The sequence below is a fragment of the Streptomyces sp. JN8 genome (assembly GCF_055808075.1).
Genome location: NZ_CM147852.1, coordinates 2,898,785 through 2,911,785, shown reverse-complemented (window position 1 = coordinate 2,911,785; position 13,001 = coordinate 2,898,785). Strand labels below are relative to the sequence as shown.

Annotated in this window: 15 protein-coding genes and 1 tRNA gene; 14 read left to right on the top strand and 2 right to left on the bottom strand. The window is 71.5% G+C overall.

All coding sequences use genetic code 11. From position 1 onward, the window contains the following. Positions 1-16 precede the first annotated feature (16 nt). The 8 genes from ACY0MR_RS12390 (at position 17) to ACY0MR_RS12355 (ending at position 4,506) form a co-directional block, all read left to right on the top strand. Positions 17-205 carry a mobile element transfer protein gene (locus ACY0MR_RS12390; RefSeq protein WP_350977120.1) on the top strand — a complete coding sequence of 63 codons (189 nt, stop codon included), beginning with the start codon at positions 17-19 and terminating at the stop codon, positions 203-205. 19 nt (positions 206-224) lie between these two features. Next, positions 225-380, top strand: a complete 156-nt coding sequence (locus tag ACY0MR_RS12385) for a hypothetical protein (protein ID WP_107645442.1) — start codon at positions 225-227, stop codon at positions 378-380. A gap of 12 nt (positions 381-392) precedes the next feature. After that, entirely contained in the window at positions 393-716 is a 324-nt protein-coding gene (locus ACY0MR_RS12380) for a SpdD-like protein (protein WP_473560714.1), read from the top strand. Positions 717-721: 5 nt separating this feature from the next. Then, positions 722-1,270 (top strand): GGDEF domain-containing protein, encoded by a 549-nt coding sequence (locus tag ACY0MR_RS12375; RefSeq protein ID WP_473560712.1) that lies wholly within the window; start codon positions 722-724, stop codon positions 1,268-1,270. A 92-nt stretch (positions 1,271-1,362) separates the two neighbouring features. After that, entirely contained in the window at positions 1,363-1,542 is a 180-nt protein-coding gene (locus ACY0MR_RS12370) for a hypothetical protein (RefSeq protein ID WP_473560710.1), read from the top strand. A gap of 5 nt (positions 1,543-1,547) precedes the next feature. Next, a complete protein-coding gene (repSA, locus tag ACY0MR_RS12365; RefSeq protein ID WP_473560709.1) occupies positions 1,548-2,951 on the top strand; it encodes a replication initiator protein RepSA in 1,404 nt (467 codons plus the stop codon). Between the two features lie 11 nt (positions 2,952-2,962). Further along, positions 2,963-3,136: a helix-turn-helix transcriptional regulator gene (locus ACY0MR_RS12360; protein ID WP_200427736.1), complete on the top strand. Its 174-nt coding sequence runs from the start codon at positions 2,963-2,965 to the stop codon at positions 3,134-3,136. Beyond that, positions 3,133-4,506, top strand: coding sequence for a tyrosine-type recombinase/integrase (locus tag ACY0MR_RS12355; protein WP_473560706.1), 1,374 nt, complete (start codon positions 3,133-3,135; stop codon positions 4,504-4,506). Before ACY0MR_RS12360 ends, ACY0MR_RS12355 begins: the two co-directional genes overlap by 4 nt. Positions 4,507-4,575: 69 nt before the next feature. Here the strand turns inward: ACY0MR_RS12355 and ACY0MR_RS12350 are convergent, their stop codons facing one another. Then, positions 4,576-5,211 carry a hypothetical protein gene (locus tag ACY0MR_RS12350; RefSeq protein WP_473560704.1) on the bottom strand — a complete coding sequence of 212 codons (636 nt, stop codon included), beginning with the start codon at positions 5,209-5,211 and terminating at the stop codon, positions 4,576-4,578. A 189-nt stretch (positions 5,212-5,400) separates the two neighbouring features. Then, a tRNA-Arg gene (locus ACY0MR_RS12345) sits at positions 5,401-5,472 on the bottom strand. Positions 5,473-5,632: 160 nt separating this feature from the next. Between ACY0MR_RS12345 and ACY0MR_RS12340 the strand changes: the two genes are divergently transcribed. The 6 genes from ACY0MR_RS12340 to thrB all read left to right on the top strand — a co-directional run bounded on the left by ACY0MR_RS12340 (position 5,633) and on the right by thrB (position 12,783). Further along, a complete protein-coding gene (locus tag ACY0MR_RS12340) occupies positions 5,633-6,115 on the top strand; it encodes a response regulator (protein ID WP_388793486.1) in 483 nt (160 codons plus the stop codon). A 382-nt stretch (positions 6,116-6,497) separates the two neighbouring features. Then, complete coding sequence (gene nrtL, locus ACY0MR_RS12335) at positions 6,498-7,637, top strand: ArgS-related anticodon-binding protein NrtL (protein WP_473560702.1); 1,140 nt, start codon at positions 6,498-6,500, stop codon at positions 7,635-7,637. 12 nt (positions 7,638-7,649) lie between these two features. After that, positions 7,650-9,041 (top strand): diaminopimelate decarboxylase, encoded by a 1,392-nt coding sequence (gene lysA, locus ACY0MR_RS12330; RefSeq protein ID WP_388793490.1) that lies wholly within the window; start codon positions 7,650-7,652, stop codon positions 9,039-9,041. Positions 9,042-9,184: 143 nt separating this feature from the next. Next, positions 9,185-10,477, top strand: coding sequence for a homoserine dehydrogenase (locus ACY0MR_RS12325; RefSeq protein ID WP_361857135.1), 1,293 nt, complete (start codon positions 9,185-9,187; stop codon positions 10,475-10,477). Positions 10,478-10,484: 7 nt separating this feature from the next. After that, the gene (gene thrC / locus ACY0MR_RS12320; protein WP_361857138.1) at positions 10,485-11,555 is read left to right on the top strand and encodes a threonine synthase; all 1,071 of its coding nucleotides are present in this window, start codon (positions 10,485-10,487) and stop codon (positions 11,553-11,555) included. A 310-nt stretch (positions 11,556-11,865) separates the two neighbouring features. Then, on the top strand, positions 11,866-12,783 hold the full coding sequence (thrB, locus tag ACY0MR_RS12315) for a homoserine kinase (protein WP_388793493.1): 918 nt from the start codon (positions 11,866-11,868) through the stop codon (positions 12,781-12,783). Positions 12,784-13,001: the final 218 nt, after the last annotated feature.

Genomic DNA, 13,001 nt, shown 5'->3' with positions numbered 1-13,001 from the left:
GGAAGGAGCAAGACCCGTGCGACCCAACCGCTTCCACAACGTGGCCCGCATCGGCCCGGTGCAGGTCGGCACCCACCGCGACGGCCGCGGCCGGACCAAGCACACCGCCGTGTGCACGGCACCCCGCTGCGACTTCTCCGCCGACTACGACACCCGCGCCGCCGCCGAACTGGCCGCCCACACCCACCGCTGCAACCCCCGCTAGCAACTGAGGAGTTCGTGTCATGGACGTCCCGCTCTGGCTCGCCCTGATCGTCGTCGGCGGCCTCGGAATCAAGCTCATCCGCCCGCCCTGGTGGCTCGTCGCCGTCCTCCTCCTCGGCGGCTACCTCCTCGCCGACAGCCTCCTCACCCCGCTCATCGACCCCATCGCCAAGTAGGGAGACCCTGCCATGCTCCAGCCCCGCATCCCGGTCAACCCGCTCCCGACCGGCCACCCCATCCCCCTCCTCAAGCCCACCCCCGACGACATCGAGCCCACTCCGGCCCCGGCCCCGGCGCCCGCCGCCGTCCCGACCCCGGTCCCTTCCCGGAACTCGGTTCAGCTCACCCCGGGCAGCGCGGTCGCCCTCGCCGCCGGCGGCGGCGCCGTCGTCCTGGTCGTCGGCGCCGTCCTGGTTTCCATGCTCCTCGCCGTCGCCATCAGCGCCGCGTCCATCGCCGTCGTCGCCGTCGTGCTCCGCCTTCTGGTCCGCGACATGCAGAAGGGCCGGTAGCGCTCATGGACACACAGACGATCGCCGCCGCCGGGTTACCGGCCCTGGGCTGGGCCCTGCACGGCGGACTGCTCTGGCGCCGTCTGGCCACCGCCCGCCGCGACCCCCTGACCGGCCTGCACACCCGCGCCGGATGGACCACCCGCGCCGAACACCTCCTGTCCAAGCACGCCAACGCGCTCGTGGTCCTGGTCGACCTGGACGACTTCAAGGCCATCAACGACACCCACGGTCACGCCGCCGGAGACACGGTCCTGACCGCCACCGCCGACCGGCTCACCGCCTGGTGCGGCCGGCACGGCATCGCCGCCCGCCTCGGCGGAGACGAGTTCGCCGCCATCGTCACCGACCCCGCCCGCACCCCCGGCCTCGCCGCACTCCGGGCCGCGCTGGACGAGCCGGTCACCCACCGCGGGCACGTCCTGCGGGTCTCGGCATCGGTCGGCCACTGCCACCGCGACCAGCTGCCGGTCCCGGTCCTCACCGACGCCCTCTCGGCTGCCGACGCGTCGATGTACGCGGTCAAGGGCCACGGCAGGCGCAACACACGCTAAGCGGCCCCCGGGGCGGCCTCGGTCGCCAAACTTCCGCCGCCCCGGGCGCCTTCACCCCATTCCAGATCCACCGGACCCGAAAGGGAAACCTCATGATGCCCCAGACCCCGGCCGCCCGCGTTTGCTCCCACTGCGACGGCTTCCCCATCGTCCACATCACCACCGGCACCGCGCCGGACGGGAAGCGCCGCACCCTCGCCGCCACCTGCCCGGCCTGCAAGGGCACCGGCACCCGCGCCACCCCCACCGCCCTCGTCCGCGCCGGGAAGTGACCGTCTTGACCGCCTCCGCCCTCGCGGCGGGCCTGGACCCGGCCACTCTGAGCGACCTGCTTCGGGTGGCCGGGTCCCCCGGCTTCGACCGCCTCACCGAACAACTCCGCCGCACCGGCGGCTGCACCGCCCCCATCCGTCTCACCGGCGGGACCAAGCTCCTCGACCCCGCCACCCGCACTGTGATCCACGCGTACACCACCGACGCCGAGCCCGGCGGTGTCCTGCGCGTGGCGTGCGGCAACCGGCGGGCCTCCCGCTGCCCGGCCTGCGCCTGGACCTACGCCGGCGACACCTACCACCTCATCCGCGCTGGCCTCACCGGCGACCCCGACAAGGGCACCCCGGAGACGATCCGCGAACACCCCCGGGTCTTCGCCACCCTCACCGCCCCGTCCTTCGGCCCCGTCCACAACCGGCCCGGAACCCGCCCCTGCCGCTGCGGCACCCGCCACACCGAGGACGCCCCGGAGCTGGGCACCCCGCTCGACCCGGACACGTACGACTACGCGGGCGCGGTGCTGTGGAACAACCACGCCTCCGAGCTGTGGCGGTACTTCACGATCTACCTCCGCCGCGAGATCGCCGCCCGCGTCGGCCTCACTCAGAAAGCCGCCCGCGAACAGTCCCGCGTCTCCTTCGGCAAGGTCGCCGAGTACCAAAAGCGCGGCGCCGTCCACTTTCACGCCGTCATCCGCTTCGACGGCCCCGATGGTCCGCACACCCCGCCCCCGGCCTGGGCCACCCTCGACCTCCTCACCGACGCCATCCACGCGGCCGCCGCCCGCGTCCGCGTCACCGTCGACGCCGCCCCCGCCCACGGCATCGCCCAGGACCTCGTCCTCACCTGGGGCACCCAGCTCGACGTCCAGCCCATCGGCGCCTTCGGCCAGGGCGAGGAACTGACCGAACCGGCCGTCGCCGCCTACGTCGCGAAGTACGCCACCAAGGCCGCCGAGACCACGGGCACCGTCGACCACCCCGTCGGCAACAAGGAAGCCCTCATCCTCCTCGGCGTCCCCGACCACCCCCGGCGGCTCATGGAAGCCTGCATGAACCTCGACGCCGCCTACCCGGACCGGCGCCTGCGCGCCTGGGCCCACATGCTCGGCTTCCGCGGCCACTTCTCCACCAAGTCCCGCGCCTACTCCACCACCCTCGGCGCCCTCCGTCAGGTCCGCGCCGACTACCGCGCGCAGCAGCAACGCACCGCCCTCGGCCTGCCCGACCCCGACGAACACCCGGAGTCCACCCTCCTCGTCGTCGCCCACTGGGCCTACGCCGGCCACGGCCACACCCCCGGCGAATCCTGGCTCGCCGCCAACATCCGCCGCGACATCCAGCACAACCGCGAACACGCCAGAGAGATCCGAACCGAACTCGAAGCTCAGGGGGATGAGCTGCTGTGAAGGACGAACTGATGACTGTGCCGCAGATCCTTGCCGAGCTGGGCGGGGTGTCGCGACGGACCTTCTACCGGTGGCGTGAGTTGGGCCTGGGCCCGAACGCCTTCAAGCTGCCCAACGGCGAGCTGCGCGTCTGGCGCTCGGACTTCTCCGCCTGGCTCCGGGGCCTCGAAGGAGCCGCCGCGTGAAGTCGACCGATGTGCGGGTCTGGTCGATTCGCACCAAGCAAGGAGCGCGGCCGTCCTACGAGGTTCGGTGGAAGGTGGCCGGCGAACCGTTCTCTCAGACGCGAAAGACCAAAGCGCTCGCCGACAGCTTCCGCTCGAAGCTGCTCCGAGCCGCGCGCGACGGCGAGGAATTCGACACCGAGTCCGGGCTTCCCGATTCGATGGCAGAAAAGAAAGCCACGCTGAGCTGGTACGAATTCGCCTTGAAGTACCTGGCCATGAAGTGGCCGCACGCTGCCCCCAACACTCGTGACGGCATCAACGAATCGTTGGCCGCCGTGACGATCGCGCTCCTGGAGGACCGGCCCGGCCGACCTTCTGATGACGTCCTCCGTAAGACGCTTCGGACGTGGGCCTTCGTCCTCCCCGCGCCGGGAGAGAGGGAACTGCCCGTGGAGGTCGGCAACACGCTCCACTGGGTGCAGAAGGCGTCCCGCCCCATGGCCGTCCTCGCTGATCCCGTAGTCGGACGGGCCGTCCTCGACTCCTTGAAACTCAAGCTGGACGGCACAGCCGCAGCTGCCGAGACCGTACGCCGGAAGCGCCGCACGCTGGTCAACGCGCTGAATTACGCCGTCGATCTCGGAGAGTTCTCCGAGAATCCGCTGGCCTCTGTCCGCTGGCAGAAACCGAAAGTCTCCAACGAAGTAGACCCGCGAGTCGTCGCCAATCCCGAGCAGGCCCGGTCGCTCCTCCACGCCGTCTCGTACATCGGCGGCTATCGACGGGCTCGCGGCCGGCGCCTGGTCGGGCTCTTCGCCGGGATGTACTTCGGAGGCTTCCGGCCTGCCGAAGCGGTGGGCCTGACCGAGCAGGACCTCACCCTCCCCGAATCCGGCTGGGGGACCGCCCTTCTCCACCGGACCCGCCCCAGCGTCGGCAAGCAGTGGACCGACTCCGGGGAGAGCCACGACGATCGCGGCCTCAAGAACCGGCCCACCGAGGACGTCCGGCGGGTGCCAATCCCGCCCCAGCTCGTGCGGATCTTCCGGGAGCACGTCGAGACCTTCGGCACCGCGGACGACGGGCGGCTGTTCTTCAGCGAAAACGGGGGAGTGGTGTCCTCATCCACCTACTACCGGGCCTGGCAGGAAGCCCGGGAGCTCGCGCTCCCGCCGGCCGTCGTCACCTCGCCGCTCGCCCGGCGGCCGTACGACCTCCGACACTCCGCGCTCTCCACGTGGCTCAACGCGGGCGTGGACGCCACCGAGGTCGCCGAGCGTGCTGGCAACAGCGTGGAGGTCCTGCTGACCCGGTACGCGAAGTGCCTCGACGGCCGCCAGGAGGTGGCCAACCGGCGCATCGAGGATCTGCTGCGCGAGTACGAGTAGCACTGCGTGACAACCTGCGTGCCATGGCCCCTGGACCTGTCCGGGGGCCTTCCGCGTTCTCCTGCCCGCCTAGAACGGGGCAGTCCACCCGGCTGGCCAGTTCGTCGCGTATCGGGGATGGGGGTACATGTCCGAGCCCTCGTACACGTACCACTGACGGCCCAGCCACTCGCACTCGGGAATGGATCCCTCCCAGTCGTCGGTGCAGCGGTCCGCCCACTCGCGGCCCACAAGAACGGGCCGGGTCAGGATCCCGTCCTCGGTGTCCTGGACGCGCAGGACCATGCCGACGTCGTTGATCCCCGGGTTGCCTCGCGGACCGTACGACACGTGGTGAGTGCCCGAGGAATGAAGGTCCAGGACCCTCTCCTGGAGTGCGGCAGGCACGCGACCGGTCAGCTCCAGGCCGTCCAGAGTCACGCGCGGTCCGTGGGCGGCGTCGGCAGCCACGCAGAAGAGGCGGCCGGCGCCCTCGAAGTATGCGTAGACAGCCGGCACCGCTGGGTGGAAACCGAGCTGGAGGCCGTAGATCTCCGGGTAGGAGGGATCGGCGGAGAAGCGGCTCAACTCGACGGCTTCCGGAAGAGCGGCCCGGACCTCGTCGGCGGACATGCCGAAGCGCAGAGGGCCGACGCTCTCCAACGGGGTCAGTACCCACACCGGTCGAACCGGCTCCGCCGCGGTCTCCTCGGCTCCCGAACCCATCCGTTGCTCCCCCTCGTTCGTCACCCGAGTCCCCGCCCTGACCTGCGCCGACACCCCACGGCCCAGGCCGCGAATAGGCCGCGGCCCCCGTCATACGGCCGCCCACCCCGGCATACGCCTGCACATACAACAAGACCCCGCTCTCAGCGTTTCCGCTGATCACGGGGTCTGTGTGGCACTTCTGTGAAGTGCCCCCGGCAGGATTCGAACCTGCGCACACGGCTCCGGAGGCCGTTGCTCTATCCCCTGAGCTACGGGGGCGTCCGCCGCGTTCGGCGGCGACGGGTAGAACCCTACCAGCTCCGCGGGAGTGGCTGTGAACAGGTATTTCCGGGGTGTCACCAGGGGTGGGGTCCCCCGCACGGGTCAGAAGTGGGCAAAACCCGGACGCGGCCGTTGAGGGCGGCCTACTCTCGTTCGTGTGTCAGGCGCGTCCGGTCGGGTGCTCGTTGTCGACGACAACAAGGTGATCCGGCAGTTGATCAGGGTCAATCTCGAACTCGAGGGGTTCGAGGTCGTGACCGCGGCCGATGGTGCCGAGTGTCTGGATGTCGTGCATCAGGTCTGTCCTGATGTCGTCACCCTGGACGTCGTCATGCCCCGCTTGGACGGGATCAAGACCGCCGAGCGGCTCCGCGCCGACCCTCGGACCAGACACCTCCCCGTCGCGATCATCAGCGCCTGCGGCGAGGGCGAGGTCTCCGGCGGGGTCGCCTCGGGTGTCGACGCCTTCCTCGCCAAGCCCTTCGAGCCCTCCGAGCTCGTCCGCGTCGTCCGGCAGCTCATGCACCGCGAGCGGCGCGAGCGGCCCGACGGGGCCGGCACCGACGGAGGCGAGGATCCGGCCGCAGTCGACGGCTCCCAGGATCCCCGCCGCGCCGGAACGACCCCCCGCTCGCACTGATCCCCCCCGCTCACGCCGACCCCTCGCGCTCGCCGTGGCCCCCCTGCGCTCACACCATCTCTCGCGCTCGCCGTGGCCCCCCCGCGCTCACGCTGACCCCTCGCGCTTGCTCTGCCTCCTCGGGCCCCCTGGTCTCCTGCACTTGCTCGGATCCCCCCCCGCGCTCGCATTGATCTTTTGCTCGTGTCCACCCGACGCTCGCCACGCCCCCGCCGCCGTCGACCTTCGCCGGTATCCGTCTCTCCCCTCCCCGTCTCGCCTCTCCCTCTCCCTCCCTCGCCCGCGCAGCGGGACTCCTCCTTCACCCCTGCCGCGCCTCCCGGGTGACCGCATCGCGAAACCGGTTCGCGTTCCGACCCCCCTCCTCCCCTACGCTTGTCCCGTGACCCCCGCGGACCTCTCCCTCACCGTGCTGCACGCCGTGCGCCGCGCGGTCGACGACGGTGCGCTGCGGGTCGACGTCCCCCCGGTCGTCAAGGTCGAGCGGGCCCGGCCCGGTGGTGTCGGCGACTACGCCAGCAACGTGGCCCTCACCCTCGCCCGGTCCGCCGGGCGCAGTGCCCTCGACGTCGCCGGGATCCTCGAAGAGCGCCTCCGCGGTACCCCCGGGCTCCGCGACGTCGCCGTCACCGGGCCCGGCTTCCTGAACTTCACCCTCCGGTCCGACGCCGGCGGCGACCTCGTGCGGGCCGTCCGCGAGGCCGGGGACGCGTACGGGAGCGGCACCGCCCTCGCAGGCGTCACCGTCCGCTTCGCCGACCTGACGGAGTCGCGCGCCCTGCTCGTCACCGAGACCGTCGTCCGGCTCCTCCGGAGCCAGGGCGCCGACGCCGCCCTTCGCGGGCATCGGGCGGACGACGGGGGAGTCCCCGCCGACGAACGGATCCCCGCGCACCCGGGGGCCGATGAACTCCCCCTCCGCGGCGCCGACCCCACCCCCCGCAACGAGCGGATGCCCGCGCTCCCCGGGTCGAACGAACCCGCCCCCCGCGACGCCCACCCCGCCGACCCCGCCCCCCGCGACGAGCGCATCCACGTCCACCCCGGCCCCTACCAGCCGGGCCTCCTCGGTGTCGATGCCGCGCGGTGGGCCCTGCTGCGGGCCGCGCCGCAGGATCGGCCGCTCGACGGGGGGCCGCTGCTCGTGCAGCACGAGCGCAACCCTCTCTTCCGCGTGCGGTACGCCCACTCCCGCGTCCGGCGGCTGATCGCCAATGCCGCACAGCTCGGGTTCGGGCCCGCGTACGACACCCCCGTCGACGCACCCGAACTCCTCGGCGCCCTCGGCGACCACCCCGTCGTCCTCCTCGCCGCCGCCCGCCACCGCGCCCCCGACCGGGTCGCCCGGCACCTGGAAGTCACCGCCGACGCGCTGCTCGCGTTCCAGCACACCGTTCTGCCGCTCGGCGACGAGAAACCCTCGGCCGCCCACCGTTCCCGGCTCGCGCTCGCCGAAGCCGCCGGGACGGTGCTCGCCGGTGGCCTCTCCGTGCTCGGCATCAGCGCACCCGAACGGATTTGAAAGAGTTCAGACATGAGTCGTTCCGCCCACCCCGCAGGCCCTCGCCACGCCGACGTCCTTCCCGAGGGCCACTACACCGCTCCCCCCGCCGACCTCAACGTCCTCGACCCCAAGGTGTGGTCGCGGACCGTGGAGCGTGACGAGCGCGGTGTCGCCACCGTCGGCGGGCTGAGCGTGACCGACCTCGCCGAGGAGTTCGGGACCCCCGCCTACTTCCTCGACGAGGCCGACTTCCGCGCCCGCTGCCGCGCCTGGGCCGAGGCCTTCGGCCCGGACGCCGACGTCTTCTACGCCGGGAAGGCCTTCCTCTCCCGGGCGGTCGTGAAGTGGCTCAAGGAAGAGGGACTGAACCTCGACGTGTGCTCCGGGGGCGAGCTCACCACCGCGCTGTCCGCCGGGATGCCCGCCGAGCGCATCGCCTTCCACGGCAACAACAAGAGCGAGCACGAGATCCGTACGGCCGTCGAGGCCGGCGTGGGGCGGATCGTCCTCGACTCCTTCCAGGAGATCGTGCGCGTGGCGCACGTCGCGCAGTCCCTCGGGCGCCGCCAGCCCGTGCAGATCCGCGTCACCGTCGGCGTCGAGGCCCACACCCACGAGTTCATCGCCACCGCCCACGAGGACCAGAAGTTCGGCATCGCGCTCGCCGGCGGCCAGGCCGCCGAGGCCGTCCGCCGGGCGCTGAAGCTGGACGGCCTGGAGCTCATCGGCATCCACTCGCACATCGGCTCGCAGATCTTCGACATGGCCGGCTTCGAGGTCTCCGCGCGGCGCGTCGTCCAGCTGCTCGCCGAGGTCCGCGACGAGCACGGCGTCGAGCTGCCCGAGATCGACCTCGGCGGCGGCCTCGGCATCGCGTACACCTCCGAGGACGACCCGCGTGAGCCGCACGAGATCGCGAAGGCGCTGAACGAGATCGTGACGCGCGAGTGCGAGGCCGCCGGGCTCCGTACCCCCCGGATCTCCGTCGAGCCCGGGCGCGCCATCGTCGGCCCCACCGCCTTCACCCTGTACGAGGTCGGCACCGTCAAGCCGCTCGAAGGGCTGCGGACGTACGTGAGCGTCGACGGCGGCATGTCCGACAACATCCGCACCGCGCTGTACGACGCCGAGTACACCGTCAACCTCGTCTCGCGGACCAGCGACGCCGCGCCGATGCTCTCCCGGGTCGTCGGCAAGCACTGCGAGAGCGGGGACATCGTCGTACGGGACGCCTTCCTGCCCTCGGACCTGGCGCCCGGCGACCTCATCGCCGTGCCGGCCACCGGCGCGTACTGCCGCTCCATGGCCAGCAACTACAACCACGCGCTCCGGCCGCCCGTCGTCGCCGTCCGCGACGGCGAGGCGCGGGTCATCGTGCGCCGCGAGACGGAGGAAGATCTCCTGCGTCTCGACGTCGGGTGATGAAATAGTCGAGTGGTGAAATAGATGTCTCAGGATCCGGACGGGGGGCTGAAACCCCCGTCCGGTGAGTGAGACTGGTTCCACCGTTGAGAACCGCAGAGACTCGAACGTAGAGATACGAAGTAGGACGGGAAAGAGGTCGGATGATGCGTACGCGTCCGCTGAAGGTGGCGCTGCTGGGCTGTGGAGTGGTCGGCTCAGAGGTGGCGCGCATCATGACGACGCACGCCGACGACCTCGCCGCGCGCATCGGCGCCCCGGTCGAGCTCGCCGGCGTGGCGGTCCGCCGCGCGGACAAGGTCCGCGAGGGAATCGCCCCGGAGCTGATCACCACCGACGCCACCGCCCTCGTCAAACGCGGCGACATCGACGTGATCGTCGAGGTCATCGGCGGGGTCGAGCCGGCCCGCACCCTCATCACCACCGCGTTCGAGCACGGCGCCTCCGTCGTCTCGGCGAACAAGGCGCTGCTCGCCCAGGACGGCGCGAGCCTCTACGCCGCCGCCCAGGAGCACGGCCAGGACCTCTACTACGAGGCCGCCGTCGCCGGCGCCATCCCGCTGATCCGCCCGCTGCGCGAGTCCCTCGCCGGCGACAAGATCAACCGCGTGATGGGCATCGTCAACGGCACGACGAACTTCATCCTCGACAAGATGGACACCTCCGGCGCCGGCTACTCCGAGGCGCTCGACGAGGCCACCGCCCTCGGGTACGCCGAGGCCGACCCGACCGCCGACGTCGAGGGCTTCGACGCCGCGGCCAAGGCCGCCATCCTCGCCGGGATCGCCTTCCACACGCGCGTCCGCCTGGACGACGTCTACCGCGAGGGCATGACCGAGGTCACCGCGGCCGACTTCGCCTCCGCCAAGCAGATGGGCTGCACCATCAAGCTGCTCGCCATCTGCGAGCGGGCCGCCGACGGCGAGTCCGTCACCGCCCGCGTGCACCCGGCGATGATCCCGCTCAGCCACCCGCTGGCCTCCGTCCGCGAGGCGTACAACGCGGTCTTCGTGGAGGCGGAGGCCGCCGGGCGGCTCATGTTCTACGGCCCCGGGGCGGGCGGCTCGCCGACCGCCTCCGCCGTACTCGGCGACATCGTCGCCGTCTGCCGCAACCGTCTCAACGAGGCGACGGGCCCCGGCGAGTCCGCGTACACCCAGCTGCCCGTGAGCTCCATGGGCGAGGTCGTCACGCGGTACCACATCAGTCTCGACGTGGCCGACAAGCCGGGCGTGCTCGCCCAGGTCGCGACGGTCTTCGCCGAGCACGGCGTATCCATCGATACGGTGCGCCAGAAGGGCAAGGACGGCGAGGCCTCCCTCGTCGTCGTCACCCACCGCGCGCCCGACGCCGCCCTCTCCGGGACCGTCGAGGCGCTGCGCAAGCTCGACACCGTGCGCGGTGTCGCCAGCATCATGCGTGTTGAAGGGGAGTAAAGGACCCATGACCCACAAGGGCACCCACCAGTGGCGCGGCATCATCGAGGAGTACCGGGACCGCCTTCCGGTCACGGACACGACGCCGGTCGTCACGCTCCGTGAGGGTGGCACGCCGCTCGTACCCGCTCAGGTCCTCTCCGAGCGCACGGGCTGCGAGGTGCACCTCAAGGTCGAGGGCGCCAACCCCACCGGCTCCTTCAAGGACCGGGGCATGACCATGGCCATCACCCGGGCCAAGGAGGAGGGCGCGCAGGCCGTCATCTGCGCCTCCACCGGCAACACCTCCGCCTCCGCCGCGGCCTACGCGGTCCGCGCCGGCATGGTGTCGGCCGTCCTCGTGCCGCAGGGCAAGATCGCGCTCGGCAAGATGGGCCAGGCCCTCGTGCACGGCGCGAAGATCCTCCAGGTCGACGGCAACTTCGACGACTGCCTGACCCTGGCCCGCAGCCTCTCGGAGAACTACCCGGTGGCGCTGGTCAATTCGGTCAACCCGGTCCGCATCGAGGGCCAGAAGACCGCCGCCTTCGAGATCGTGGACATGCTGGGCGACGCGCCCGACATCCACGTCCTGCCCGTGGGCAACGCCGGCAACATCACGGCGTACTGGAAGGGGTACCGCGAGTACGCCGAGGACGGCCTCGCGACCCACCGCCCGCGCATGTGGGGCTTCCAGGCCTCCGGCTCCGCCCCGCTGGTGCGCGGCGAGGTCGTCAAGGACCCCTCGACGATCGCCACCGCGATCCGCATCGGCAACCCGGCCTCGTGGGACTACGCGCTCGCCGCGCGCGACGAGTCCGGGGGCTTCATCGACGAGGTGACGGACCGTGAGATCCTGCGCGCCTACCGCCTGTTGGCCGCTCAGGAGGGCGTCTTCGTCGAGCCCGCCTCGGCCGCCTCGGTCGCCGGTCTGCTGAAGGCGGCCGAGCAGGGCAAGGTCGACCCCGGGCAGCGGATCGTCTGCACGGTGACCGGAAACGGCCTCAAGGACCCCGACTGGGCCGTCGCCGGCGCACCCCAGCCGGTCACCGTCCCGGTCGACGCGGCGGCCGCGGCTGAGCGCCTCGGTCTGGCCTGATCCTCACCCCTCCGCGCGGGGAAACGTGCTGATCGAAACCCGATCAGGAACGTACATAGGCGCACAGGTTGGCTCGCGACACGCATCGTGCGCCTCCTGTGCGCCCTATGTCGCGGCAGAACCTTCCTTCGATAGGCTGTACCGAACCCGCCCCGCCGCATATGCGCGGTGTCGTTGCCGTCGTCGCCTCCGTGGCTGAAACGGCCCCCGGGTTCCCGGTACTTCTCGTGAAACACCCGCCGAAACACCTTCTGAAACACCCGCTGTTCCAGAACAACCCGTTGTCGCAATCAAGGAGAGTCATCGAGCGATGGCCGGTCCAGCGTTCCGCGCCGCCGCCGTACGGGTGCGCGTCCCCGCCACCAGCGCCAATCTCGGTCCGGGCTTCGACGCCTTCGGCCTGTCGCTGGGGCTCTACGACGACGTGGTCGTCCGTGTCGCCGACTCCGGGCTGCACGTCGACATCGCGGGCGAGGGCGCCGAGACGCTCCCGCGCGACGAGAGCCACCTCCTCGTACGCTCCCTGCGCACCGCCTTCGACCTGCTCGGCGGACAGCCGCGCGGCCTCGAGGTCGTCTGCGCCAACCGCATCCCGCACGGCCGCGGCCTCGGCTCCTCCTCCGCCGCCATCTGCGCCGGCATCGTCGCCGCCCGCGCGGTGACCATAGGCGGGGACGCCCGGCTCGACGAGGCCGCCCTGCTGGAGCTGGCCACCGAGATCGAGGGCCACCCCGACAACGTCGCCGCCTGCCTCCTCGGCGGATTCACGCTCGCCTGGACCGAGTCCGGCGCCGCGCGGGCCATCAGGATGGATCCCTCGGATTCCATCGTTCCGGTGGTTTTCGTCCCCGGGAAGCCGGTACTGACCGAGACCGCCCGCGGACTCCTGCCGCGGACCGTCCCGCACGTCGACGCCGCCGCCAACGCCGGGCGCGCCGCCCTCCTCGTCGAGGCCCTGACCAGGCGCCCCGAGCTGCTGCTCGCGGCCACCGAGGACCGGCTGCACCAGGACTACCGGGCTCCCGCGATGCCCGACAGCATCGCCCTGGTGAACCGGCTGCGGGCGGACGGCGTCCCCGCGGTCATCTCCGGCGCGGGCCCCACGGTCCTCGCGCTGGCCGAACACGGGACGGCCGACAAGGTCGCCCTCCTGGCGGGCGAGGGCTGGGCCGCGAACCGGCTCGACCTCGACGCCTCCGGAGCGAGCGTCCTTCCGCTGGCGCCCTAGGCGCACGGCGGCCGGACGCCGGGCAGCGTCCGGACAGGAGATTGCCGGTGAGGGAGAGGGGGAATGTTTGTTGGAGCCGGTAGTGTTAACCTCAAGTCAGCACCCGGCGCCTTTGTGGCGCGGTGCTGAGTGTCCCCATCAGGGACCACCGATTCTTCCGGGAGCCTCCCCAACTGCCTGAGCAGCCTGCCTGAGCAGTTTCGAGCACGCTCCGGAAC

What these genes read in the sequence shown, in the direction of transcription:
- ACY0MR_RS12385 (WP_107645442.1), top strand. Translation starts at nt 225, where the DNA reads ATGGACGTCCCGCTCTGGCTCGCCCTGATCGTCGTCGGCGGCCTCGGA.
- ACY0MR_RS12380 (WP_473560714.1), top strand. Translation starts at nt 393, where the DNA reads ATGCTCCAGCCCCGCATCCCGGTCAACCCGCTCCCGACCGGCCACCCC.
- ACY0MR_RS12375 (WP_473560712.1), top strand. Translation starts at nt 722, where the DNA reads ATGGACACACAGACGATCGCCGCCGCCGGGTTACCGGCCCTGGGCTGG.
- ACY0MR_RS12370 (WP_473560710.1), top strand. Translation starts at nt 1,363, where the DNA reads ATGATGCCCCAGACCCCGGCCGCCCGCGTTTGCTCCCACTGCGACGGC.
- ACY0MR_RS12360 (WP_200427736.1), top strand. Translation starts at nt 2,963, where the DNA reads ATGACTGTGCCGCAGATCCTTGCCGAGCTGGGCGGGGTGTCGCGACGG.
- ACY0MR_RS12350 (WP_473560704.1), bottom strand. Translation starts at nt 5,211, where the DNA reads ATGGGTTCGGGAGCCGAGGAGACCGCGGCGGAGCCGGTTCGACCGGTG.
- lysA (WP_388793490.1), top strand. Translation starts at nt 7,650, where the DNA reads ATGAGTCGTTCCGCCCACCCCGCAGGCCCTCGCCACGCCGACGTCCTT.
- ACY0MR_RS12325 (WP_361857135.1), top strand. Translation starts at nt 9,185, where the DNA reads ATGATGCGTACGCGTCCGCTGAAGGTGGCGCTGCTGGGCTGTGGAGTG.
- thrC (WP_361857138.1), top strand. Translation starts at nt 10,485, where the DNA reads ATGACCCACAAGGGCACCCACCAGTGGCGCGGCATCATCGAGGAGTAC.
- thrB (WP_388793493.1), top strand. Translation starts at nt 11,866, where the DNA reads ATGGCCGGTCCAGCGTTCCGCGCCGCCGCCGTACGGGTGCGCGTCCCC.